Source organism: Phyllobacterium sp. CL33Tsu (genome assembly GCF_900113985.1).
GTDB lineage: Bacteria > Pseudomonadota > Alphaproteobacteria > Rhizobiales > Rhizobiaceae > Phyllobacterium > Phyllobacterium pellucidum.
Window position 1 is genome coordinate 48,071 of the sequence record NZ_FORJ01000001.1, and the last position, 22,581, is coordinate 70,651.

Annotated in this window: 26 protein-coding genes, 2 tRNA genes and 2 pseudogenes; 19 read left to right on the forward strand and 11 right to left on the reverse strand. The window is 54.4% G+C overall.

Going from position 1 to position 22,581, the window contains the following annotated elements:
* Nucleotide 1: 1 nt before the first annotated feature.
* Nucleotides 2–787, reverse strand: coding sequence for a phosphatase PAP2 family protein (locus tag BM074_RS00225; RefSeq protein WP_091918973.1), 786 nt, complete (start codon nucleotides 785–787; stop codon nucleotides 2–4).
* Nucleotides 788–873: 86 nt separating this feature from the next.
* Between BM074_RS00225 and BM074_RS00230 the strand changes: the two genes are divergently transcribed.
* The 3 genes from BM074_RS00230 (at nucleotide 874) to BM074_RS00240 (ending at nucleotide 2,920) form a co-directional block, all read left to right on the forward strand.
* The gene (locus BM074_RS00230) at nucleotides 874–2,049 is read left to right on the forward strand and encodes a cystathionine beta-lyase (protein ID WP_091918975.1); all 1,176 of its coding nucleotides are present in this window, start codon (nucleotides 874–876) and stop codon (nucleotides 2,047–2,049) included.
* A gap of 55 nt (nucleotides 2,050–2,104) precedes the next feature.
* Nucleotides 2,105–2,452: a hypothetical protein gene (locus tag BM074_RS00235; protein ID WP_091918977.1), complete on the forward strand. Its 348-nt coding sequence runs from the start codon at nucleotides 2,105–2,107 to the stop codon at nucleotides 2,450–2,452.
* A gap of 87 nt (nucleotides 2,453–2,539) precedes the next feature.
* Nucleotides 2,540–2,920: a CopM family metallochaperone gene (locus tag BM074_RS00240; protein ID WP_036814785.1), complete on the forward strand. Its 381-nt coding sequence runs from the start codon at nucleotides 2,540–2,542 to the stop codon at nucleotides 2,918–2,920.
* A 60-nt stretch (nucleotides 2,921–2,980) separates the two neighbouring features.
* On the opposite strand, the gene BM074_RS00245 is transcribed toward BM074_RS00240, so the two are convergent.
* Entirely contained in the window at nucleotides 2,981–3,319 is a 339-nt protein-coding gene (locus tag BM074_RS00245; RefSeq protein WP_027232361.1) for a BRA0787 family protein, read from the reverse strand.
* A 395-nt stretch (nucleotides 3,320–3,714) separates the two neighbouring features.
* Between BM074_RS00245 and BM074_RS00250 the strand changes: the two genes are divergently transcribed.
* The gene (locus tag BM074_RS00250; RefSeq protein WP_091918979.1) at nucleotides 3,715–4,188 is read left to right on the forward strand and encodes a class I SAM-dependent methyltransferase; all 474 of its coding nucleotides are present in this window, start codon (nucleotides 3,715–3,717) and stop codon (nucleotides 4,186–4,188) included.
* Nucleotides 4,189–4,386: 198 nt separating this feature from the next.
* Here the strand turns inward: BM074_RS00250 and BM074_RS22625 are convergent, their stop codons facing one another.
* Entirely contained in the window at nucleotides 4,387–4,611 is a 225-nt protein-coding gene (locus tag BM074_RS22625; RefSeq protein WP_139217600.1) for a hypothetical protein, read from the reverse strand.
* 121 nt (nucleotides 4,612–4,732) lie between these two features.
* Here BM074_RS22625 and BM074_RS00260 point away from each other — a divergent pair, with 121 nt between their 5' ends.
* From BM074_RS00260 to BM074_RS00270, 4 genes are all read left to right on the forward strand, one after another.
* A complete protein-coding gene (locus BM074_RS00260) occupies nucleotides 4,733–5,059 on the forward strand; it encodes a hypothetical protein (RefSeq protein WP_091918983.1) in 327 nt (108 codons plus the stop codon).
* Between the two features lie 170 nt (nucleotides 5,060–5,229).
* Nucleotides 5,230–5,715, forward strand: a complete 486-nt coding sequence (locus tag BM074_RS00265; RefSeq protein WP_091918985.1) for a hypothetical protein — start codon at nucleotides 5,230–5,232, stop codon at nucleotides 5,713–5,715.
* Nucleotides 5,716–5,934: 219 nt separating this feature from the next.
* On the forward strand, nucleotides 5,935–6,111 hold the full coding sequence (locus BM074_RS22895) for a hypothetical protein (RefSeq protein ID WP_153667724.1): 177 nt from the start codon (nucleotides 5,935–5,937) through the stop codon (nucleotides 6,109–6,111).
* A gap of 617 nt (nucleotides 6,112–6,728) precedes the next feature.
* Nucleotides 6,729–6,911, forward strand: a complete 183-nt coding sequence (locus tag BM074_RS00270) for a hypothetical protein (RefSeq protein ID WP_091918987.1) — start codon at nucleotides 6,729–6,731, stop codon at nucleotides 6,909–6,911.
* A gap of 12 nt (nucleotides 6,912–6,923) precedes the next feature.
* On the opposite strand, the gene BM074_RS00275 is transcribed toward BM074_RS00270, so the two are convergent.
* Nucleotides 6,924–7,910 carry an MlaD family protein gene (locus BM074_RS00275; protein ID WP_091918989.1) on the reverse strand — a complete coding sequence of 329 codons (987 nt, stop codon included), beginning with the start codon at nucleotides 7,908–7,910 and terminating at the stop codon, nucleotides 6,924–6,926.
* A gap of 264 nt (nucleotides 7,911–8,174) precedes the next feature.
* On the opposite strand from BM074_RS00275, the gene BM074_RS00280 reads away from it, so the two are divergent.
* From BM074_RS00280 to BM074_RS00295, 4 genes and pseudogenes are all read left to right on the forward strand, one after another.
* A complete protein-coding gene (locus BM074_RS00280) occupies nucleotides 8,175–9,074 on the forward strand; it encodes a LysR family transcriptional regulator (RefSeq protein ID WP_091918991.1) in 900 nt (299 codons plus the stop codon).
* Between the two features lie 173 nt (nucleotides 9,075–9,247).
* On the forward strand, nucleotides 9,248–9,667 hold the full coding sequence (locus BM074_RS00285; protein ID WP_091918992.1) for a hypothetical protein: 420 nt from the start codon (nucleotides 9,248–9,250) through the stop codon (nucleotides 9,665–9,667).
* Nucleotides 9,668–9,746: 79 nt separating this feature from the next.
* On the forward strand, nucleotides 9,747–10,205 hold the full coding sequence (locus BM074_RS00290) for a hypothetical protein (RefSeq protein WP_091918994.1): 459 nt from the start codon (nucleotides 9,747–9,749) through the stop codon (nucleotides 10,203–10,205).
* A 12-nt stretch (nucleotides 10,206–10,217) separates the two neighbouring features.
* Nucleotides 10,218–10,469: pseudogene (locus BM074_RS00295) on the forward strand (tripartite tricarboxylate transporter substrate-binding protein); the annotation flags it as partial.
* Nucleotides 10,470–10,474: 5 nt separating this feature from the next.
* Here the strand turns inward: BM074_RS00295 and BM074_RS00300 are convergent.
* The 4 genes from BM074_RS00300 to BM074_RS00315 all read right to left on the reverse strand — a co-directional run bounded on the left by BM074_RS00300 (nucleotide 10,475) and on the right by BM074_RS00315 (nucleotide 12,473).
* Complete coding sequence (locus BM074_RS00300; RefSeq protein WP_210186465.1) at nucleotides 10,475–11,851, reverse strand: glycosyltransferase WbsX family protein; 1,377 nt, start codon at nucleotides 11,849–11,851, stop codon at nucleotides 10,475–10,477.
* Between the two features lie 38 nt (nucleotides 11,852–11,889).
* Nucleotides 11,890–11,966, reverse strand: a tRNA-Arg gene (locus BM074_RS00305).
* A 50-nt stretch (nucleotides 11,967–12,016) separates the two neighbouring features.
* On the reverse strand, nucleotides 12,017–12,322 hold the full coding sequence (locus tag BM074_RS00310; RefSeq protein ID WP_027232353.1) for an ETC complex I subunit: 306 nt from the start codon (nucleotides 12,320–12,322) through the stop codon (nucleotides 12,017–12,019).
* Nucleotides 12,323–12,396: 74 nt separating this feature from the next.
* Nucleotides 12,397–12,473 (reverse strand) — tRNA-Pro (locus BM074_RS00315).
* Here BM074_RS00315 and BM074_RS22630 point away from each other — a divergent pair.
* The 3 genes from BM074_RS22630 (at nucleotide 12,446) to BM074_RS22635 (ending at nucleotide 14,855) form a co-directional block, all read left to right on the forward strand.
* Nucleotides 12,446–13,012 (forward strand): hypothetical protein, encoded by a 567-nt coding sequence (locus BM074_RS22630; RefSeq protein ID WP_139217601.1) that lies wholly within the window; start codon nucleotides 12,446–12,448, stop codon nucleotides 13,010–13,012. The two genes, BM074_RS00315 and BM074_RS22630, sit on opposite strands and share 28 nt — an antisense overlap.
* A gap of 784 nt (nucleotides 13,013–13,796) precedes the next feature.
* Nucleotides 13,797–14,033 (forward strand): hypothetical protein, encoded by a 237-nt coding sequence (locus BM074_RS00330; RefSeq protein WP_091918998.1) that lies wholly within the window; start codon nucleotides 13,797–13,799, stop codon nucleotides 14,031–14,033.
* A 285-nt stretch (nucleotides 14,034–14,318) separates the two neighbouring features.
* Nucleotides 14,319–14,855: a hypothetical protein gene (locus BM074_RS22635; protein WP_139217602.1), complete on the forward strand. Its 537-nt coding sequence runs from the start codon at nucleotides 14,319–14,321 to the stop codon at nucleotides 14,853–14,855.
* A 1,263-nt stretch (nucleotides 14,856–16,118) separates the two neighbouring features.
* Here the strand turns inward: BM074_RS22635 and BM074_RS00345 are convergent.
* The gene (locus BM074_RS00345) at nucleotides 16,119–16,349 is read right to left on the reverse strand and encodes a hypothetical protein (RefSeq protein WP_027232348.1); all 231 of its coding nucleotides are present in this window, start codon (nucleotides 16,347–16,349) and stop codon (nucleotides 16,119–16,121) included.
* A 94-nt stretch (nucleotides 16,350–16,443) separates the two neighbouring features.
* Between BM074_RS00345 and BM074_RS00350 the strand changes: the two genes are divergently transcribed.
* Genes BM074_RS00350 through BM074_RS00360 form a run of 3 tightly spaced genes read left to right on the forward strand, consistent with a single transcriptional unit; the run spans nucleotide 16,444 to nucleotide 17,911 of the window.
* Nucleotides 16,444–16,758, forward strand: coding sequence for a hypothetical protein (locus tag BM074_RS00350; RefSeq protein WP_139217603.1), 315 nt, complete (start codon nucleotides 16,444–16,446; stop codon nucleotides 16,756–16,758).
* A 5-nt stretch (nucleotides 16,759–16,763) separates the two neighbouring features.
* Nucleotides 16,764–17,438: an SOS response-associated peptidase gene (locus tag BM074_RS00355; protein WP_091919004.1), complete on the forward strand. Its 675-nt coding sequence runs from the start codon at nucleotides 16,764–16,766 to the stop codon at nucleotides 17,436–17,438.
* Nucleotides 17,439–17,497: 59 nt separating this feature from the next.
* Nucleotides 17,498–17,911, forward strand: a complete 414-nt coding sequence (locus BM074_RS00360) for a hypothetical protein (protein WP_139217604.1) — start codon at nucleotides 17,498–17,500, stop codon at nucleotides 17,909–17,911.
* A 117-nt stretch (nucleotides 17,912–18,028) separates the two neighbouring features.
* Here BM074_RS00360 and BM074_RS00365 read toward each other — a convergent pair whose 3' ends face one another.
* Nucleotides 18,029–18,625: a hypothetical protein gene (locus BM074_RS00365; protein ID WP_139217605.1), complete on the reverse strand. Its 597-nt coding sequence runs from the start codon at nucleotides 18,623–18,625 to the stop codon at nucleotides 18,029–18,031.
* Between the two features lie 1,491 nt (nucleotides 18,626–20,116).
* Nucleotides 20,117–20,482: a DUF1515 family protein gene (locus BM074_RS00380; RefSeq protein ID WP_175498844.1), complete on the reverse strand. Its 366-nt coding sequence runs from the start codon at nucleotides 20,480–20,482 to the stop codon at nucleotides 20,117–20,119.
* A gap of 415 nt (nucleotides 20,483–20,897) precedes the next feature.
* Between BM074_RS00380 and BM074_RS00390 the strand changes: the two are divergent.
* A pseudogene (locus tag BM074_RS00390) lies at nucleotides 20,898–22,577 on the forward strand (sulfatase-like hydrolase/transferase); the annotation flags it as partial.
* Between the last annotated feature and the right edge of the window lie 4 nt (nucleotides 22,578–22,581).

Consider the following 22,581-nt stretch of genomic DNA (forward strand, 5'->3'; position numbering starts at 1 on the left):
CTCACCAAAAATTGTCGCGAAAGCGGATTTTGGGCCAGAATCGCCCGTCAGAAACAAAGGCAGTGCGGCGCCCTGAAAGGAACCTTGCAAGGGCAACCGTCAGTAGAAAGCCGACGCTGTAGCCGGCCACGACATCGGTCGGATAGTGGGCGCGCACCAGGATGCGGGTAAATGCGATGAACATCGTTGCGAGGATGATCGCAATCCGCCAGCGCGGAAACCACAATGCAAGCACCGCGCCGACGGCACCCATGGTCGTCGAATGGCCCGACGGAAAACTTGCGAAATCATATCCCGACACAAAGGGCGAGAAGGCATTTGGACCCAGCGTATCAATGAATTTCGGCCGGGCGCGCCCGATCAGAAACTTTGCGATATTTGTGAAAATACCCGAAAGCGCGATCGCCCAGAACGCGAATGTCGCTTGCGAATAGATCAAGCCGAACTGAACTCTTCTTGTCCGCGCCAGACCCCACCAATCGATGCCGATAAGGCAAACTGCGACGGCAAACGCTGGTATCAAATACCACTGAGAAAGACCAATGTCAGTCAGGTGACGCGCCTCGCGCAAGCGCCCGTGCGATGACAGCGTGCGCGACAGCCACTCATCGTAGGGGTGCAGCAAGAGAATGACGAAGACGATCATGACCGCAGCCATGGTCATTCCTTGCGTCCAGGCGGGTTCGGTCGCCGGATAAGCGGGCGCATTCATGCGGCGCAGAAAGCGGATGACGGACTGGCCCGCGCGCACGAAGCCGGAGGGGCTGTCCTGAAGCTGATCCGTCATATTTCCTTTCGACGCTCCCTGTTGCAACCGGCGCGCTGCCGGATTATCGACTTCTCACCAGACAGACAAGATGTGGAGACGAACTCATGGACAAGCAACCGGGTAAGCCGGCGAAACTGGGCATCAATACCAGATTGGCACATGGTGGATACGATCCGCACGACTATCATGGCTTTGTCAATCCGCCCGTCGTCCATGCTTCGACGGTGCTTTTCCCCGACGCTGAAACCATGGCGGGCCACAGGCAGAAATATACATACGCAACGCATGGAACGCCGACAACGGATGCGCTTTGCCGCGCAATCGACGAACTCGAGGGCTCGGCAGGAACATTGCTCGTCCCTTCAGGACTGGTTGCGGTAACGCTCCCCCTCCTCGCTTTTCTTGCCCCTGGCGATCACCTGCTGATGGTCGATTGCTGCTACGGCAATACAAGGCACTTCTGCAACACGATGCTGAAGCAGTTCGGTGTCGAGGTCGAATATTACGATCCGCTCATCGGTGCGGGTATCGAAAAGCTGATCAAGGCGAACACCCGCGTCGTCTTCACCGAATCGCCGGGTTCCAACACGTTCGAAGTACAGGACATTCCGGCTATCGTGGAAAAGGCACATGCTGCCGGCGCCATCGTGATGATGGACAATACCTGGGCAACGCCGCTCTATTTCAGGGCGCTTGACTTCGGCGTGGACATAACGATTCACGCAGCAACGAAATATCCATCAGGACATTCCGACATATTGATGGGGACGGTTTCCGCCACCGAGGCATGCTTCAGGAAGCTCGACGCTGCCTATACCGCCCTCGGACTCTGCGTCGGCGGTGATGATGCCTACCAGATCCTGCGGGGCCTGAGGACCATGGGCGTGCGCATGGAACGGCATGCCAAGAGTGCGCTCGAAATTGCCAATTGGCTGGAGCGGCAGGACGGAGTGGTCGAAGTCCTCCATCCGGCGCTTGAAAGCCATGCCGGCCACGCCCTCTGGAAACGCGACTTCGGCGGCGCCGGCGGCGTGTTCTCAATCGTCATCGCTGGCGGGGTGAACCAGGCGCACGCCTTCCTCAATGCGCTGAAGATATTCGGTCTCGGCTATTCCTGGGGCGGCTATGAGAGCCTTGCCGTCCACGTCAATCTTGGCGGGCGGGTCATCACCGGAAAAAACTATGCCGGCCCCTTGATCCGCCTCCAGATCGGGCTCGAAGACCCTGCCGATCTGATTGCGGATATCGAAAATGCGCTTGCGGCAGCAAGAACAGCGTGAACGACGTGAAGAGAAGTGATTTCAGTTCATGCGGGGTTCTTGTTAGAACGACCGGATGAAACGCTTCGCTGCGATCTTCGCGCTGATTACTGCGCTTTGCATTGGCTGGGTGCCGGTATTCGCCGCGCCCGGACGGCTCGCCGCGGAAATCGGGACGCAGCACCACGGTTTGGAGACGCCAGCGGCCCGTCACCTCGATCACCAGCGCAAGTGTCATGGGCAAAACCATTGCGTGCAAGACCCCGCGCCGCATCTGGCCGCTTGCGCCGCCTGTATCGGCGTTCCAGCAACGGCACTCATGGTTTTAGTTGCCGCAAAGCCTCGAATCGTCATTCCACGCGACCGGCAACTGCCGCTCGTCAACGGTATACCCGCGCCCCTGCCACGTCCCCCCAAGCTCTGATCGTAAACACTTTTCGCAATTGACGCGCAGGTGAGCCGGGCCAAAGCCTCGCGCATGATTTCTGCTGGCCCAAGGAAAGTTACAACAATGAACAGAGTATATACGACAGCGCTGGTTCTCGGCATGGCCTCCGCTACGCCCGTTATCGCCCAGGACCACAATACGCACGGGAAGATGCAGCATGAGATGTCCGCAAAGCCCGCCGGCGATCAGAGTGCCCCGTCGAAAGCCTTTGCCGCGGCCAATGCCAAAATGCACGAGGATATGGCGATCGAGTTCACGGGAAAGGCCGACGAGGATTTCGTGCGGGGAATGATCGCGCACCACCAGGGTGCAATAGACATGGCGAAGATTGAACTCGAATACGGGAAGGATGCGGAAATCCGTAAACTAGCTGGCGAGATCATCGCGGCACAGGAGGCGGAAATCAAACAGATGAAAAGCTGGCTGGCCAAAAACGGCGGCTGACGCTTCAAAAAAATCACCCGCCGGCGAGACCGGCGGGTGACCACATTCTTTGACTTGAAACTAGATACGCATCTCATAGCTCGCGGCGCGCTTTTGCAAGCACAGTTGCCAGAGACTATAGGCGGCATCGGCATAGGTCGAAGTGCCCACCTTGAATTCAGCTGAACGCAACGGCAATAGATCTTCAATGACGTCCAATGTGCGTGCCGGAAGAATGTCCGTGCAAGTCCACAGGCGGCGGAACACGGTACTGATCGCGACCCGCTTCTCGTTAACGTCAATTACCGGTTCATCAGTGCCGAGTTCCCAGTCCTCAAGTGCATCGATCGCGTCTTGGAAGGCGTTTTGCAATATGATCGGCGCGTGGCCGTCGTGAAGTGGGTGCAGCAAACCAGGCATTCCTGTCTCCTCACTCTTTGGGTTGCACGACCGGGGGCTCCCGGAAGTAGAATCATAAGGGCGGAACGACGGTTTCAGCAAGCGCAAACTGCGATACCATACTAAATTACTAGGCATATCGGATTAAATCCAGATTTCCCGACAGTTTTAACCTTCTTTTCTTATCTATTGTATAAGGGAAAGCTCGCATGTTATTGATCAAAAACATTTCCGCCATTTGCCCAATTTAACGACGCGCCCCCCGCTGCGCCGTGAACGGCGAGATGAGAACCCGTTTCCGGCCAGGAATCACTGCCCGAATTGATCAATTAGAACCATTTGACGATGGAACCGAACTTAAGTAAGAATTTGATCATTGCTTTTTTCTTTTTTAGATTTTTTCGGATTTAAAGGTCATGTATTTCGATGAATACGTGGAGCTGATATCCACATCTATTTTTACTTTCCAGAGAAAGAAACCTCGCCTCGGCCCACTGACGGCGCTGCGGTTGTTTGCGGCCGAATTTCTTCGGTCGTCTGGCGGGCGCGGAATTGATAAACTACCAAGCGCTGTCCAGGCCGCCCTCGAAGTGCGGTGCCAGGGCGACGTAGCCATGGTGTGCCGGATACTCGATGGAGTTGGCGCGCTGCGCCGCAATTCCACTGTGCTGGAACTCGGCGCCGGCCGCGGCGCCACCACAAGCGAACTCGCCACGTGCGGTGCATTTACGCGTGTGCTGGCGGTTGAGCCGGAACCCGAAAATTTCCGTGCGCTCGTTCGAAAGCTTGCCGACAATAATCTCGATGGGGTTGTAGACAAGATTCCCTGCGCCGCCGGCATGATCGATGGCATGATCAATTTCCATGTTAACCGAACGGACAGCCTCTAGAGCAGCGTCAGGCAAAAACATGCATCGGACATGCCGCTGCGGACCACGGTCAACACGGTCCAAACTATATTGGACGATGCACGTGTCCCCACAAACCAGTTGGGCCTCGTCTGGATCGACATTGAGGGTTACGAGACGATGGCGTGCCTTGGCCTTCTCCAGGTCATGCGGCAGAGCATCCCCATTTACGTGGTCATGTCACCAAATCCGGCCCAACCGGGCCAGACCGCAAGTTTTTTGCGCTTTCTTGCAACTCATTACCATCGCTGTGTTGTATTTGACGACGAAAGCGCGCGGATAACCACGATAATGGATATTCCGACCAATCGCGTCGGCCAGCGCGTTCTGATTGTCGACTGAGCTCGATTGTGGCGCAGCCGCGTCGGCATGATCCACGGTGGTTGCGGGACGGGCGGTCGCCATTCAGTATGTCGCGCACTTCATGACGTCTGCGTTGCGCGAGATTTTGGACACCCATCTTGCCAAAACATCGCCATTAGCCCATTCATGTCCGCGCTGCTTCGCGATCGGGGATATTTGACTTATGACGATACGGCGCCTTCAGGTGATCATCCTTACCGTAGTTCTTGCCGGTTGCGGCAACATTCAGGGCCAACTCGACAACGAGAAGATTTCGTCGCTGAACTACGATACGACAGACTGCGCGGCTCTGATCGCTCAGCGCAACCAGAAGATGGCCGAGGTCAGCCGCCTGACAAATGGCGCCGGCTACCAGGACCCCAATATCATCGTGGGTCTTGGGCCCTTCCTTCCCGACTATCGCACCAATAACCAGAAGCAGGCCGGGCCGCTGCAAGGCCAGGTCGATTCGATGACACGTTCGATCGACCGCAGGAAATGTGCCGGTTAACCTACCCCCTTACTGAAAAAGCAAGTCTCTTGCCAGCATCCACGCTTAAATATTGAGAACTACACTCATATTTTTGAAGAAGATGCGTCCGATTTACTTTTGTTTGTAAAAATTGTTTCGTTGTGTGAAGTTGATTCCACGCCATACAATCACGAGTTGAGGGGACCATCATGATTCTGGGTATGACGCCATTTACCTTGTTCCACGTGATCTTGAGCCTTATTGGCATCGTGACAGGACTGGTCGTCCTGTCGGGCCTGCTCAAGTCGGAGAACTGGCCGGGCTGGACCTTTATCTTCCTGCTGACGACGGTCGCCACGAGCGTGACCGGATTTCTGTTCCCATTCAGCGGTTTCACCCCGGCGATTGGCGTCGGGATCATCTCGATGGTATTTCTTATTCTGGCAATCGCCGCCCTCTATGCATTCCGCCTCGCGGGATCGTGGCGCTGGGTCTATGTGGTATGCGCGATCGTGTCGCTCTACCTCAACGTTTTCGTCCTTGTCGCGCAATCGTTTCAGAAGATCCCGGCCCTTAACGCACTCGCGCCCACGCAGTCGGAACCGCCATTCGCAATCAGCCAGGGGATCGTGCTTGTACTTTTCATCATCGCCGGGTTTCTTTCCCTGCGGCGGTTCCATCCGCTGCAAGCTTGAAAAATGCACTAAAAGAGCCGGTCTAGGCTGCTTGACCGGCATCCTATTCTTGTTTTTCACGGCATGTTGAATAACAAACGCAGAATGTGACTGCCGCCAACATTGATCTTAGTTGTATAAGCACGAAACTAGGCGTACACATATCGGCTTAGGCGACAATTAAGCTTTCAGCCTTCCGACCAACGGAAGGTAATTTGCTCTTCTCCAGGGAGTGACGAAATGGGCGACGTGACGCTTCATCTGCCCCATAATGCCAGTTGTGCGAGCCAACAAATTCTACAAAAAGTCCGCGAAGAGATGCCAAAGAAGCCCGCAAGCCCCAATAAGCTTTCGGATATTTTGAGGCGCGCCAAGGGTGGTTTCACTCATCGCAGGTTCAAACAGCACACGGCATGACGACAACGAAAATAAAAAATATCTGACCTGCCGGCCTGCTGGCAGGTCAGATATGCGTGCTTCCCGCCAAGACGTGCTGGGTTGCTTACGATGGGAGAGTGCCGGGCATTCGAAGCCCGCCACCCCAATCATTTCAATACATGTTTGTCTCTGCAACCATAGGGTAGTATGACTTCGGCGTTGACCCGTTGAAGTTGCAGCTCTGCCAGACCTTGCTATTATCGCCACGATTGTTATGTCGCCGGGCTCAACAGGCGCAGCCTTGACGCAATCGGTTGACGTTGCTCGTGCGCCCGGACTGGCCTGGCGGCGTACACTTTCGAACTAGTGCACATTTCCGCTTTTGATCTAACGACGTAGCCTGAATTGTTGAATTGTTTTCAACCTGCCACCATGGCTTGATGCGACCTGAGCCGCATTCATTAGTTGGCTCTAAGTCCTCTTAATCACTGTGTCACGGGCAGATGTGGGAGGCACCAATGGATGAGGAGGATGAACGGAAGGAACGAGAGGACTACGCGCCCTACCTCACTTCAATCTGGGGTTACCTCATCATCTTTCTGATCATCATACCGGTAGTCTTGTATCTGGGCCGTCAGTTCGGAAGGTGAGTAGTTGTGCCGTTCATCGCGTTGAAGAAGAGGGCAAAGACCCCCGCAGCGAATATTCCAGCCACATTCGATGACAACACACGCTGCTTTGACGGTGAATTCAAAGCCTATCTCTATTGGCCGCTCGCGGTCGTGCTGATTGCGATCGCTGCGACCAGCTATATCGCCGGAATGTATTACGCCTCGTGAGCGTACCAGCGCTCAGCGCGGAGCCTCAAATTCCGGAACCTTGCTGTCATCACCAAAAAACAGCTTCTTGGGATCATCTGCAAAACCCGAAACCGCCCTGTCGATGCTGTCGACCGATCGGCGGCTCGCCGAGATGAATTTCTGCACCTCCGGCAGCTTAGTGCCGGTGAAGCTGCCGATGTTCTTCAAGATGGACACCAATTGAGCATCCAGGGTTTTGGCCTGCTGTTGATAGGCTTCAAGCTTGGCACGTGCGTCGCTGACCGCGCTGCCTTTTTCATCTGACAGTTCACGATCGACCTTCGCCAAGGCATTGTCGATTTTAACGGAGGCTTCGTTGATGCGGGCGATCACGTCACGCGCATCATGCGTGATCTCATTGAGGCTTTTTGCGCGCTCGCCATATTTATTGATCAGATCGGTGCTGGCAGCCAACTTGTCTGTCGCCGCCTTGGCTTGGTTGATGCCTTCGACAAATGGCCCTCGGGTGTCCGCAATGTATTTCTCGGTCGCCGTCGTTGCCTTGTCGACGCGGTCAATCCAGTCCTGCGCGGTCTGAACCAGCGTTTTCAACGATGTCGGGTCAATGTCGACGCGCGCAACAGTATCCTCCTTTTCCGCCTCCTCCAGAAGCTTCGGCTCATAGGCCTTGCCGCCTTTCAACTCGATATAGGCGCGGCCCGCCAGCAGTTCGAACGCTAGCGTCGCAACGGTCGAACGCGTAATCGGCGTTGTCGCATCGACATCGGTTTGGACGATCACGGCGTCCGGATTGGTCGAATCGATGTACAATCGACGCACCTGTCCGACCTTTAAGCCATTGAAATAGACCGGACTATTGGCAGCAAGGCCAGTCACGGATCCGGGAACCCTGATTTCTAGCGTGGCAGTCTCGCGCGTCTCTCCATAACGCCCGATCCAGTAAAAGAAACCGAATGCGAGGAAACTCACCGCAAGCAAGAATATAGCTACAAGAAAATAGTTGGCCTTGGTTTCCATTGAAATTCCGGAATGAACACAGGTTCAGAAAATTGATCTTCTCATTACCGCCTCATGTCGCGGCAAATCAATGGCGTTCAGCCTTAAAGCATACCATTGCACGCATTGATCGAGGTGTTGGTTGTGACGAATGTCCGATTGGCCAAGTTTGGCAGCCGTGCCGGGAGCAGCAAACCGGGCCCGGCGCTTCGGCACGTATGGCGCTCGCCCAGCGTTCGGATTAACTTGAATATCCAGGAAGGCATTTTCGGATATTGTCGAACAATGATGAAGCTCGAGGGGATTGCAACCTTTGTTGCCGTGGCCGAAGCAGGCTCGATCAGTGAGGCCGCCCGCCGACTGCGGCTATCGAAATCGATCGTCAGTGAAAGGCTTGCCGAGCTTGAGCGTCAGATCGGGGCTGTGCTCCTGCATCGTACGACGCGCAGTCTCGCCCTGACCGAGGATGGCGCGGCCTTCCTCGAGCGCGCGGCACGCATTACCCGGGAGGTGGAGGATGCGGCAGCCGACATGGCTGAGCGCCGCGGCCTGCTGGTGGGCCCGTTGCGCATTTCCGCACCCGTAACTTTCGGGCGCATGCATCTCGGCCCTGCCCTTTTCCCGTTTCTCAAAGCGCATCCCGATATCGAGCTTTTTCTCGATCTCGACGACCGCCGCGTCGACGTCGCGTCGGATGGTTACGATGCCGTCATCCGCCACGGTCCGATTGCCGATTCCCGCCTCATCACCTGGCGCTTGGCGAGCAGCCAGCGCGTGCTTGTCGCATCGCCCGCTTATATCGAAAGGTATGGAACGCCGGATTCGATCGAATCGCTCGACCAGCACAAAGGTATTTTTTATGCAAACCGCGGCGTGGCCGATTGGAGTTTCCCAACGAACGGCACCGCGACGACGGTTCGTGGCCGGATCGGGCTTAGGGTCAACAATGGCGACACGATGCGCGACGCCGCCATTGCCGGGATCGGGATAGCAATGCTGCCGAGCTTCGTCGCCGGCGAAGCGATCAAGGCCGGGCAATTGCAGATTATCGATATCGGCGTGGCGGCGGCGGCCGAACACATCTATATCGCCCATCCCGAAGGCCGCACGCCTTCGGCCAAGCTGAGGGCGCTTGCCGACCATCTGCGCAAGGCGTTCGGATTCCCGGCCTATTGGGACTGTTGAAACCATTCAGCCTGCGTTCAGCAGGTCGATCGTACAAAGATCACACAAGAAATAATGGGACCGAAGGTTCTTTGACTGGACGGCGAGCCGTTGCACTTCGCGCTGGAACTTTTTCCGGCGCGCAGTTGTTGAACAGTGATAGAATAACGGGTCCGTATGGGAGGTAGACTTCTATGTCCATCAAATATTTGACGCTGGCTGCAGCAGCGGGTCTCTCTGCGGTTTTTCTTTCGGGCTGCGTCGAGACGACAGGTCCTTATTACGGCGGCTATGGCGGATATGGCGGCTATTACGGGACGACCGTCTATAGCGGATTTTATGATGGTCCCGGTTATAACGGCTACCGCTATAACCCTTACCGGAATGACCGCTACAGGTACGATCGCTACAGATACGATCGCTCCCGTTACGATCGCAATGGCAATGACGACCGCCGCCATTACAGCAACAGCGACAACAACCGCCCGAACGTCAACCCGCCATCAAATCCCCGTCCGTCCTCGAATAACGACGGCGGTTACGGGGACCAGAAGATCTACCTGCCGCGCGGCGGCGACGCCTATATGGGTGGGTCGGGACGGTCGCACCAATAAGGTCAGCGATGACGCAGCGCATCTTGCGACAACTGGCGGGATTGGTCCAAAAGCAGGAGGCGAAAACGGGGAGCGATAAATGTCCGATGCCTTGCTCGAGCGCTTGATGCCTTTTATCGGAGAGTGGCGCACGGACGCAACCATTGGCGGCAAGCCCATGGCCAGCGGTCATACCCGCTTTGAATGGCTGGCCAACAGGCAGTTCGTGATCCAGCGGGCCGACGCGGAGATGGCGCCGAGCCTTCCGCGTGAATGGACCGAAAACTCTCCGTTTCCTATCACGTCCATCATAGGGCTCGATGATGCCACCGGGCTTTTCACGATGCTTTACACCGATGCGCGGCACGTACACCGCGTCGTCAACATGACGGTAGGTGACGGCGTGTGGAAGCTTTGGCGCAATTCCCCGGGTTTCTTTCAGCGCTATTTTGGTACGTTCGACACCGGAGGAAACACGATCAAAGGTTCGTGGCAACGCTCGCAAGACGGCACGTACTGGGCGCACGACTTCGATCTAGTATATCGCAGGGTCGGGTAATTAACCGAAGTCGTGAACGTAGCAGGCAATTGCGATCCAAAGTCGTATACCTTCCACGCGCCAGCAGCGGCAGGTAGTTTCCCGGATCCATGTGGTCACGCTGGTCTTGCCGTTTGCTGCGGGCGGTTCGACGGATGTTGTCGCCCGCGTGATCGCGGCCAAGATGTCCGGTCTCCTCGGCCAGCAGTCATTGTCCAGAACGTGGGCGGCGGCGGCGCCAGCCTTGGAGCCAGCTTCGCGGCGCGGGCCGAGCCGGATGGCTACAAGGATCACGCATTGATCTTTTGGAAGATTGTCTTGACCGTGCGATGCAGCCAGGGCCATCTCACCAATATGCCGGACAATTTCCGCGTGAACTGGCTGGGAGGCCGGTAGTCTGAAAGTTTCTCGGCAATCGTCCTGGCGTCGGTGGCAGGGTCTGAGTCCAGAAAGGCCTGGGTCAGAGTTTCAATCGCAGAGGAGCGCGCGGCGTCGATAGACTGTTCTGCTGCGTCATCGCGCTTGTAGAAGGACGAGCCGCGCGTTTCTTCAAGATACGACAATCCCCACTTCTGGTCGGGCTCGAGATGACACCCCTCGCCCCACTCGTTCCAGGCATTGATGAAGATGAAATTGTCTTCGCCCGTGTCAAACTCGGTTCGCGTATAGGCCCGCAAATAGCGCAGCCATCTGCTATAGAGTGACGGGTTGGAATTTATTATTGTCGTTGCCGTGTTCTGGCGACGCGCGGTGTTGTCCCAGCTTGGAATAATTCCACGATAAAGCCGAAACGCGGGCACCGGCCGGTTGACGCTTTGGGCCACCATCTTGCGATAGTCGACAAAGCGGCCGGAGAACTCCGGATTGGTCGTGACCGGTGACCGGTCGGGCCGGCTTTCCGAACCGATGAATTTGTGCGGCGGGAATTCGACCAGTGCATCGGCCCCGCACTCTTCAGGCGCCGAGATATCATAAAAATCCACCGCGGCAATGTGCAGGTCCGGAAACCCCTGCCGCTTCGCAAACTCGCGCCAGACGGCAAAACTCTTCTTCGGGTTTGGAATTTCCTTGGCGTGATAGACGACAAGCAGCGGTTTGCCGTCGATCTTGATATAGCGATCGTCCTTGAAGTAATCGATGAGGCTTGCGATGAAGGCCTCATCGTCGCCTTCGGCATATTTCTGTTCGAGAAGCACGCTCCTGGCGTCGCCGTCCCAGGTGCGGGTCCAGTTTTCGTTGGCCCAGCAGAGGCAAAACTTAATATCGATGTCCGATTTGAGAAAGTTTTCTGCGGGACGCTCAAGAATGCGTCGTCCGCTGAACCAGTAATGGTAAAAGCAGAAACCGTGGATGCCATATTTGCGCGCCAGCGCAGCCTGTTCCGCGAGGGGTTCCACATAGGACAGATCGTAGAAGCCGAGCTCGCGCGGGATATGCGGCTGGTAATGGCCGTCGAAATTGGGCCGGCCGCGCGCGACATTGGTCCACTCGGTAAAGCCGGGACCCCACCAAGCGGAATTTTCCTTCACCCGATGAAACTGGGGCAGATAGAAGGCGATCAGCTTGGAAGTGTCCACGGAATCTGTAACGCGGCCGCTGTCTGAAATATCCGGGCCAACTCGATTGGCAGCAGATCCAGAACGCTCGGGCCCAAAAAGGCGGTTCATTGGCTACCTCGTCCTAGTGCTCGCCCGGGCACTAATTTTGGCGATCCCGGCTGGATTCGAACCAGCGACCGTCGGCTTAGAAGGCCGGTGCTCTATCCAGCTGAGCTACGGGACCGTTTGGTATCGGCGCGCCCATCCTCACGGATAGTCGCAAAATTCAGTAAATCAATGCGTCCAGGGCTGCTTGCGGTCGAAGCGAAAGTTTTCCGAATAGGAGACGGCGCGGCGTCGCGTTTCCTTGGGTTCCAGTACCGTGAAAGCGATGCCGTTTTTTTGCGCGTAGGCAATCGCCTCTTCCTTGGTCTCGAAAGTCAGGCGAATCTGGCTCTTCATGTCGCGCGACGAGGTATAGCCCATCAGCGGTTCAACCTTGCGGGGCTGTTCCGGCTCGTATTCGAGCGTCCAGGTGTCGGCTTTCGCCTTCCCTGACTGCATAGCTGTTTTTGCTGGACGATAAATGCGCGCTGCCATCGAAGAATCCCTTTGTCTGCAATGCCGATATATTACAGGCTTTTGCCGAACTCCAGCAGCAACTTCACTGAAAATGGTCGGAGCGGCAGGATTCGAACCTGCGACCCTCTGGTCCCAAACCAGATGCGCTACCAGACTGCGCTACGCTCCGTCCGTTCTTGGACGCTGGTTTCACTAGAGTTTTCGCCCTCAGAAGGCAAGAGCACAAAGCGACAAAAAGAACAAATATGGAAAATAAGGCAAACGGTGGGACCTTACGGCACAAAAAGTCCCACCAAAGTCCCACCGGATGTTCACTGGACGTTCCGCAAGGCGATGGTATGCTCGGTTATGCACATCACTTGGAAACGCAGGGTCATCGGTAGGGATGAGCTTCCTTACGACTTCTGCGCCTACGTCGAGAACATCACGATCGCGCGCATCTTTCGCAACAGGGATTCGGACAACCTCAGTGTTTGGTCTGTAAAAATGCAGATCGGAAATGCAGCCACCGATTCATGCCTGACCATGCGTGAGGCTATAGACTGGGTTGAGCATAGGTTCGCGCACTTCTTGACAACCGAGGCCGGCAAGCGTGATCCGCAGGAATGGCCGCATGACATTCTTAAGCAGTCCGATCCAGCAGCGTATCATCTCATGCTCGACTTGCTGGGAAACGGCAGGCTGCCCCGGATAGCGCCCAAGAAATAGCTATTGGCCGCTCATTTGGCCTATCACGCCCTACGAATACGTTCGCCCCGAGTTGAACCTGTCGCGAGCGCCAGTTCGCTTTCAGTCGCATACCCGGTTGTCTATCGTCGCACCGAATCGTGTCGTTACGCTCTTCACTCTTCACTGGTCGCCAGATGACGCGCTTCTTGTTGACGCGATCCCGGTCGTCTTCGTAGGGCATAACTTCGCGTCCGATTTCCAAAACGAGATGTATCCAAATGAAAGTTCCGATACTCGCACTGGTCATGTCGGCGACATCGGCAAATGCGGCGGTCTATAGGAACAACGAGACAGCTGCGAGAAAGCAGACAGCTTTGCCGAGTGAGGAAGCGTAGAACGCTTTGAATTCCTGCAATATGATCGGCAGCCTGTGGTCGCGCATTCGCTTGAAGGTTATAAAAGGGTTGCGATCAAGGTCTCTCCTGCCGAAAGAATAGTACTGATCGGCCCAGAAGTCCCCACGCCTTGCGATTCTGCGCCACAAGCTAACGATTAAGATGAGGCTGCATATTGCGGTGATGGCATTTGCGATTAAGTGCAGTCCGTTCGGCATGCCACCCCCGTGTTGACAACTATGTAGAAGAGCACGACGACGGGGCAGGTTTCAATAGCGTTGCTTTTTATTTCGGGCCAGATTGACATCTGCGACCAACCAGAACATTTATAGAACACATTCGGCAGCGACGACCGTCCAACCACAATTTGAAACTCTTAAAACCCTGTTCGGGGATGGGCGAGCACGGGCATCTGAAAGGACGCCTCAATGAGCCGAAGTCGCGGCGCACTGACCAAGACAATGGTCGATCGCTACTATCCGCACCAGGTCATGCTGAAGAACGATGCGAAGATGCGAAAGCATCTCTGGGCCATCAGCGGCCAAGCTGTGCAGCTCGGCGCATCCGCCCTCGGCCATCACTTTTATTTCGATGAAGAAACCGCTCACTACAGCGTCTATTGTTTCTCGAGCCGTGCGAATGCCGAGGTGTTTCAGGCTGCCTGATGCGCCGAATGGCTCACGCCAGAGGACCGCAAGAAGAGCCGTTGGCGTCCACGGAGTCGCGTCCCGCAACAGATTCGCTAGTAAGGGCGCTAGTCTGCTTGCCCCCTGCAGAGAATAACCTTGACGCCTCCCAGAGGGAGCTCAGATTTTTCTTTTGAGGAACTCAGAAAAAAGCTTGTATGAGGGAAAAGAGTTGGGGAAATCAAATGCTTCGAAACCTTTGCGCACTAGCGATTACGCTGGTCCTAAGCTCCGATGCTAGAGCTGCTCCAGGGGAGACATCCTATGAAATCTGCTTTGATTCCCGCACTCGCTTTAAGCTTGTTGGTCACTGCCGAGACCGCACGCGCGGGCGATCCGAACTATGATCCTGACTGCCATGATCTCCTGGCGGCCTATGACAAAACCAGGAACACCAGCCGCTATCAGGAGGTGATATATGTGCAGAGGCCCGGTAAGCCTCCTGAACAACATTCGGAAGAACGGTGGGATGGAATTAACAGGTATTGGAAAGTGGCAGGTGGTGCGTGGACAAGGCAATACCGGGATATGTTGCAATCCATGGTGAATAACGTTCCGCGGTTTTATGGTTGCCGGCGCCAGGCTGACGAAGACGTGGGCGGAACCGCTGCTATCACCATAACCGGTGATTGGCGCTACGAACCGAATTTCGCGATCGCAAAGGCCTGGATATCCAAGCAAAACGGTAAGCTCCTCAAAGTGGAGCGGACCTTCAACGTTGTGCGTGATTATGGTGTTGAATCGGGCGATACCGCAACCGAACATTTTACCTATGATAGAGATCAAAAGCCGCCAATGTGAAGGTTCGCCAGCAGCCCGATCCGAGTTTGTATATTCACGAGGCGGGGTTCCATCATGATGATGATTTGGCGGCGGAATAGTCTCCCTAGCGACAACAGGTGACGGACCGATGACAATTGAAAAGCAGTTAATCACAGCGTATGGAGAACACTTGAAGCCGATCTTTATCGGATTTCTAGTTATACCAATACTTCTTTTATGTGTAGGTGTGTACTTATCTTCTTATCCTGATATTGCATGTAAGTTCATTTCTGTTAGAGCAATTTTCTACATAGGGCCAATTAATTATATAAATCAAAACGAGATCATAACTTCAGATTATACGACTTATGAGAAATGTATGTTTTTTGCGATGCAATCTGTTCTTGGATTATTTGTGTGGATTCTCATATTATGGCAGTCAATTATGCTGATATTTAGAAAGGATACAATCATATATAATCCGTGGCCGACAAAATGGTTATTATTATGCATGCTGCTGTTTATTGTTATATTACTTTTGGGCGTCGGTAACAAGAATAGTTTATTCTCTATAACAACGCGTGATTCAATTTATATTTTAATTATTAAGACAACGTCGATAATACTAGGAGTTTACTTAACATTGGCACTCACTATTGAACGAATTGCACTTTATTACAGAAATACAACGAAATCACGGGGTGGAATATGAATTCAAGCGCGATTGCCGAGAGAGTAGACAAAGTCAATTTCCAATAACGACTGAACCACCAAGACTGGCCGGAGCCGGCGTCCAGACAAGGCGACTGTTCCCCCAATAAATAAATTTATTGATTCGGAATCCCGAAACGCCGCCCCTGTATAAGAAATTGCGCGACAAAGAGGATGGCGTAATCAAGGTAGTGCTGCATCCATAAAGACGATCGGGCGCTGAAAGAAAAGACCCCCCGAACGCCATGGCGGCACCGGGGGCGAATTTCATCATCTGATAAATCATTTCGGGTGCCACAATAGGCCAAAGCCGCCAACGAACATTTCGGCATGCTGACATACCTGATAAATGCTGCAATGAACGGAGCCCTTAGCCTCTGAGTGGAAGAACGTCCTCCCGATGCGGCGGGACAGCGTGGCTCGGACGGATAGTCTGATCTGTGAGGCCGCAATTATTGGACCGCTAATCGGGCCTCTCGCAGTCCACAAAGACAAACGGTGCCAACTCGAAGTTGAGCTGTCACGTTTGCGCCAGTTCATTAACACCGGGACCACAAAAGCCTCGCGGATCAATGGGTAAAGGCCTCCTTTCTAACCTCCCACCTTCATCTTCAGCACTGCGCCCCTATATGCATCGGGAATACCGGCTTTGTGGTGAGCCTTAGCGAGTTTCTCGAGCCACGCGGAAATATCCGCCGGGATCGGCTCAAGCCCGTTGCCCCAAGCGTTCGTGAGAAAAATGTCGCATTCCAATGCCGCAGCAAGGTCGATCTGAGTCCAGCGCAAGAGTGAAAGGCATTCCTTAAATTGCTCGGGCGTCAAAAATTGCTCCTGTCGAATATGTGCGTTTCTCATAATGCACGCGGCCTTCATAAGCGTCACTAACCCGCCGGATCAGTCTTTCGTGGTATTTGCTTTGGCTGAAGCGACCATGAAGGAGCGGCATCTTCGGCCGATCAGGGAGAGGACGCGGCTCTCGGAGCTTGAAGCGTGGGATCATTTATTCGGCTCCTGCATTCAGTGCGGCAAAATCGGCCAGATCGAAAAATCCGCGTTGTTCATACGCTACGGCGCCGATGTGATGCCGCAAGATATTCCCGCAGGCTTGTATGCCGGGCATGCGGGGCGCGGCGCGGCAACGAATTTGGCACGAGCGATCAGCCGCGTGACTTACCACGCTTGCGCCAGGTGGCTGATCGGATATCGTGCACCAATCTCCACGGACCAGTAAGCCTGATGTGCAATCTGTACAATGCCACCACGACCCACGAAGCGATGCGGCAGCTCTTCCTGCCGATCCATGACCTTACCAATCGCCTGACGCCGCAGATCGATATTTTCCCCGACTATCACGCACCAATCGGCCGCAAGAATGGCGAGGGTGAACGCGAGCTTGCCCTCGCCCGCTGGGGCATGCCGACGCCCCGACAGTACCTTAAATCCGAGATCGATAGCGGTGTGACCAATATCCGCAATCCCACGTCCTCGCACTGGCGCCGGTGGATGGGCCCCGAAAGCCGCTGCGTCGTTCCGGCGACCAGCTTTTCGGAATATGGCGAGGTCGCCGATCCCGTCGCCAAAAAAAAGCCGATTCACTGGTTTGCGCGCAACGAGGAAAGGCCGCTCTTCTGGTTCGCCGGCATTTGGACGAGTTGGTACAGCATCCGCACGAAGAAGGAAGGCCCGGTCCAGGCCGATATTTTCGCCTTCCTAACCACTGATCCCAACAGCATCGTTGCGCCGATCCATCCAAAGGCAATGCCGGTTATTCTGACCAGTACTGATGAAATTGACGTATGGATGAATGCTCCAGCCGAGGAGGCCCTGAAATTGCAGCGGCCGTTGGCTGACGAGCAGTTGATCCTGCTGCCTAAACCGGCCGCCGAAGAAGAGCAGCCGTCATTGCTTTAAGTGCAGGACCCGGAAACCGAATGATGCGCTCCGAGATGATTTGTACCAGGAGGCCCCTTTTGAGCAGTTATCGTGATTATTGGTTGCTCCTCGTAATTTGTATTTCTGCTTGGTGTTACCCCGCCAGCGCAACAAGCCTAAATGCTGACGAGCAACCGCCGCTTCGGGTCAACGAATATCAGCAATGGGTTGACAATCTGACAAGTGATGCAAACGGCAATCGAACTCTCCTAGCCAATAAGCTGCAGAAATTTGGCTTTACTTGTACGCCCTCCAACGCCGTCCAATTCCGATGTGTACGCTTCGGTTGCGAGAAGCTGGCAGGTATGTTCTGGAAAGGAGGTTTGCTCCAGTGGTCTGTCGACGAGTTCCACGGGAAATTCCATGGTGCCGCAATTGCTTATGGCTGGGCGAAGGCTTGCTATCCATCGGAGCGTGTCGATCTTGAGCAGAAGCGTTTTGTTTCACAATAGATGCTAATGTGCGGCCACCCGGTGTTTTATCCTCAATCTACCTGGCGCAGGCTTTCCGCATAGACACTCGAACTGGTGCCGCAGTCGATGAGGGCGATGCGGCCACCGGAGCGCTGACTAAGGTCTAAATTTAGGAATCGTCTTGTCTCGACGACGATAAAGAAGCAACTGTTCAAAAAGCGCCCCGAGCATGTAGTAGAATGCTGTAATGCAAAACAAAATCTTCAGTGTACCTATTGCGATGGGCTCTGATAGGCCTGGTTGTAGCAAATGCCCGCTAACTCCGAAGTAGTTGAAGTAAGACCCAAGCATACATACCGGAGTAGCAATCATGTAACCACTCAACCAAGGTTTAATATAGAACGTGTCTACACGACGCAATTCGCGGAAAGTACGCAAAGCTAGCCAAACCAGCCATAGAAAACTGAAACTTGATGTCATGGCAAAGAAGAAACATTGGTCCTCGGGGGAAAAAGCACCTTGCGCAAAATTTAAAACATAGTTCTGATTTGAAGGCCACAACTTTAGCAAGTAGGGATTGTCCCGAAAAATGCACAGAAATGGTTGCAACGGCCCGCGGTAAAGGAACCAAAATACCGGAGCGACTGCGATGACAGCCAACGAAGAAAGTAGAGTGAGTCGCATATTCTCCACTGCGATGACTCGCTGCTCTTCCTGCTGGGGGCTGAGTCCAGGCCAAGGAGGCAGTCTCAATCGCTAAATCCGCGCGGTAGAACTCACCCGATCGCCACCGCCCGAGTGACTGGTTTCGTCGTAGGTCTTTGGTGAATCAGTCATGCTATCTAAGACCTTTTGCTTTTACCGGTCGAGCCAGTGGCATGACATGTGATGGGCAACAGTAAAACCCACACCGAAAGCGCGTCGATGAAAAATTACTTGCGGAGCTTTCCCCAAGCATGGGTTATAGTGGTTAGTAACTGATTAGCCAGAACGACTGCAATAACAGCAACCGAACTGACCAAACATAAAATTCCCACCGCCATAATTATAATAGAAATAGTCAACGGCCGATGTATAGATAAACGATATAGGCTTAAGGTGTCCTCAAAATTTGACACCAGAAAGAATGCCGCGCACATCATAGCAAATAACATGAGAGACCAAGCCTGACGTACGTCTAGAATATCTCTGTAATATTTGAGAGAAACCATATTAGACAATATAGATATCATGTACGCCACAAGTATGATGATACTGTATAGATACGCAATCGCTGCCGTATTAGATAAAACCAACACCGCATAGGCGATATTGTTGTCTGTAAAAGAATAACCTCGCAAGGCCTCTATATATCTATAATTTAAGGGCCATACATTTGCGTACCAGGAGTTCAAAACCGGTGTGAAATCGATAAAATATGAAAGAATTAGTATAAATACAATATTGAGCGCGCTAAGGAGAAATGGCATCAACCCGGCAACAGCACTCACCTTAGCTACTACCGTTCTTCTCTTTACCATATGCTCCACTCGCAGCGCAGTTCATTCGCATCCAGAATGAAGGCGGTGGACGAAGTTATACATCTAAAATACGTCCATACGTCTGCCGTCAGAAAACATTCCCGATTTATAAGTGACGAATTCATACTCATTCTCCCCCGAACAAATGCGCCGATTTGGACCCTCCGACCATTATCTTTAATTGCCTATTTTTTACGCTGCTTTCGGTTTCACCGATATTGGTTCAGTACGTGAAGAGCAACCGCATGCGTTGCAATTTGAGAAGGCGAGGTATCTCCTAGAATACCACGGCATGTATGAGACTATGTTCAATCAGCTCGGCATTGAACTATTATTGGAAATACCGAGTGAAGAGCTAGTAAAGCGAGGAATGTCCGCCCATAACTTTCACGAGAAGGTGGGTAAGAACACACCGTGGGTTGAATGGGACAACGTTCAGGAATCTACTCCTCATCCCGGTCCGCTCGTACTCGAAACTTCAACGGTCGGTCTCCTCAAGACGGTCGCCTTGAGGATCAAACAACGGATCATATCGGCGTACTAGTGTTTCTCGCAACGCGCTGCCTTAGGCACAAGCAAAAACTATTGCTTCAAAATCACTAAGGCGCCACGCAACAAGAGCGGTAGGCAAGAAAGCAGAAGATAGTCAGAAATGGTTCAACAGGCAATAATTAGCCGCAGCCCAGGGAACAAGGCCCCCGGCAGTATCGAACCCGGGCTATTGCTATTTATGGAACAGGCGTGAAAACCACTCGAATGAGTTGGCAATACTGACGCCAAGTGCGGTTCCGGCGATGCCGACGACGCCGAGCGCGCCAAGGCCCATCAGTTTCCATTTGCGAACCTCGTCGGTGACAACCTTGCTGTCCTTTACCTGCTCGGTGATCGTGGCGATATCGGTTTTGATGTCCCCGACCTCGCTAACTATCTCATCGATCCGGCGATGGACAATGGCGCGCTTTTCGTCGGCTTCGCGGTTTTCAAGCGCGGCTCGTCGCTCCGAAGCTTCCATATCGCGGCGCAGGCCCTGAACCTCTGCGGTCAGGATGCCGATAGACTTATAGATATCGTTCAGGTTGAGCTCGCCCATCATCGCGGCTTTCCCGCCAAATCGTCATAGAAGCCCGCACAGCGCCCCACCCGCGCGTTTGCCCTGTCGAGTGCCTGTCGTTCCCTCTTCCAGCTTGACAGGGCTTTTGCGCCGACAACAACCGGCGCATGAGGTTCGATCTTGCGGCAATCGTCCGGCCAAGTCGGGAGGTTGCGATCGGCTTGCGCTTCACCTTGCACCGTCGCTGCATCGTGCAACTGCTTGTCAAGGCTTGAGCAACCAGTCGCGATCAGCATGGTCAACAAGACAGGAACGGCCAGCGGCCCTAAGTTTCGCCTCATAATCCGCAATCTTTGTTTCATGCTGTTCGACCTTCTCCGCCTCGGCGGCACGAGCGCATTTCAGTTGCACCTGAAAGGCGTCGATAACAATCTGATCGGCCTTGCGCTGCCGCTCGATCTTGTATATGAAGCAGTTGAAGGAAATCGCGCCCGAAAAGCCGTTCTTTGTCTATTACGTGCCCGGCGCCACGCATGCCCCGCACCACCCGACGCCGGAATGGATCAAGAAGATCAGCGCCATGCACCTGTTCGACGAGGGCTGGAACAAGCTTCGCGAGACCATTTTCGCCAACCAGAAGCGCCTCGGTATCATGCCCGACAACGCCCGGCTGACGCCCTGGCCGAAGGAACTGCCCGAATGGGATTCGCTCGGTTTGGAGGAGAAGAAGCTCTTCATCAGGCAAGCGGATGTCTATGGGGCATACCTTGCCTACGCCGACAACGAGATTGGCCGGGTTATTCAGGCCGTCGAAGACCTCGGCGAACTGGACAACACGCTGATCATTTATATCGGCGGTGATGACGGCGCGAGTGCCGAGGGCATGCTCAACGGCACGCCGAACGAGTTCACCACCTTCAACGGCGTCGACGTGCCCGTAAAGGACCAGTATCTCTGGTATCCGTTCTGGGGATCCGAGCGAACGTTCCCGCATTATGCGGCAGCCTGGGCATGGGCGATGGATACGCCATTCAAATGGGTCAAACAGGTGCCATCGCATTTCGGCGGCACTTCACAAGGCGTCGCCATGTCCTGGCCCGGCCACATTGGGGACGTCGGCGGTATCCGACGCCAGTTCCATCATGTCATCGATATCGTGCCGACCTTGCTCGAAGCAACCGGCATCTCAGCGCCCGAAACGGTCAACGGGATCGAGCAGCGCCCCATAGAGGGGACGAGCATGCTGTATACGTGGGACAAGGCAAACGCCACCGCGCCGACCCGGCACACGACGCAGTATTTTGAAATGCTCGGCAATCGCGCCATCTACGACAATGGCTGGGTCGCGGCGACAACGCCTGCAACCCGGCCATGGGAGCTCAGCACCGCAACGCCGCCCGATGTGATATCCGGTTATAAATGGGAGCTTTACAATGTCGACGAGGATCCGACCCAGTTCAACGATCTTGCGGCAGCCATGCCGGACAAGCTCAAGCAACTTCAGGACCTGTTCTATGCGGAGGCAACGAAGTATGACGTCCTGCCGCTCGACAATTCGACGCTTTCGCGATGGAACACGCCGCGGCCAAGTCTCACGGCCGGCCGGACGGAATTTACTTACTCTGGCGAACTAAGCGGGGTTCCGGCGAGTGCCGCGCCAGGTACGCTCAACAAGTCCTACACCATCAGTGCTGACGTGGAGATACCCGCAGGCGGTGCCGAAGGTATGATCGTCACCGAGGGCGGAAGGTTCGGCGGCTACGGGCTGTTCCTGAGCAAAGGCGAATTCGGCGTCGGTCGCGGCAAGATCGTGTTTCTCTACAACCTTCTCGACCTCAAGCGGACCATGTGGGAAGGCCCGGAACTGGAACCCGGCAAGCACACAATTGTCTTTGATTTCAAATCGGACGGTAAAGGTCTCGGCACGGGCGGGACCGGCGTCCTTTCAGTAGATGGCAAGGAAGTTGCCAGCAACACCATGGATCACACCATTCCGGTTACCTTCCCCGAGGATGAGAGTTTTGATGTTGGCCTCGATACCCGCACCGGAGTTTCGCTCGTCGAATACCGCTACGATTCCCCGTTCAAGTTTACGGGAACGATCGACAGAGTGACCTTCAGGCTCGGGCAGTAGAGAA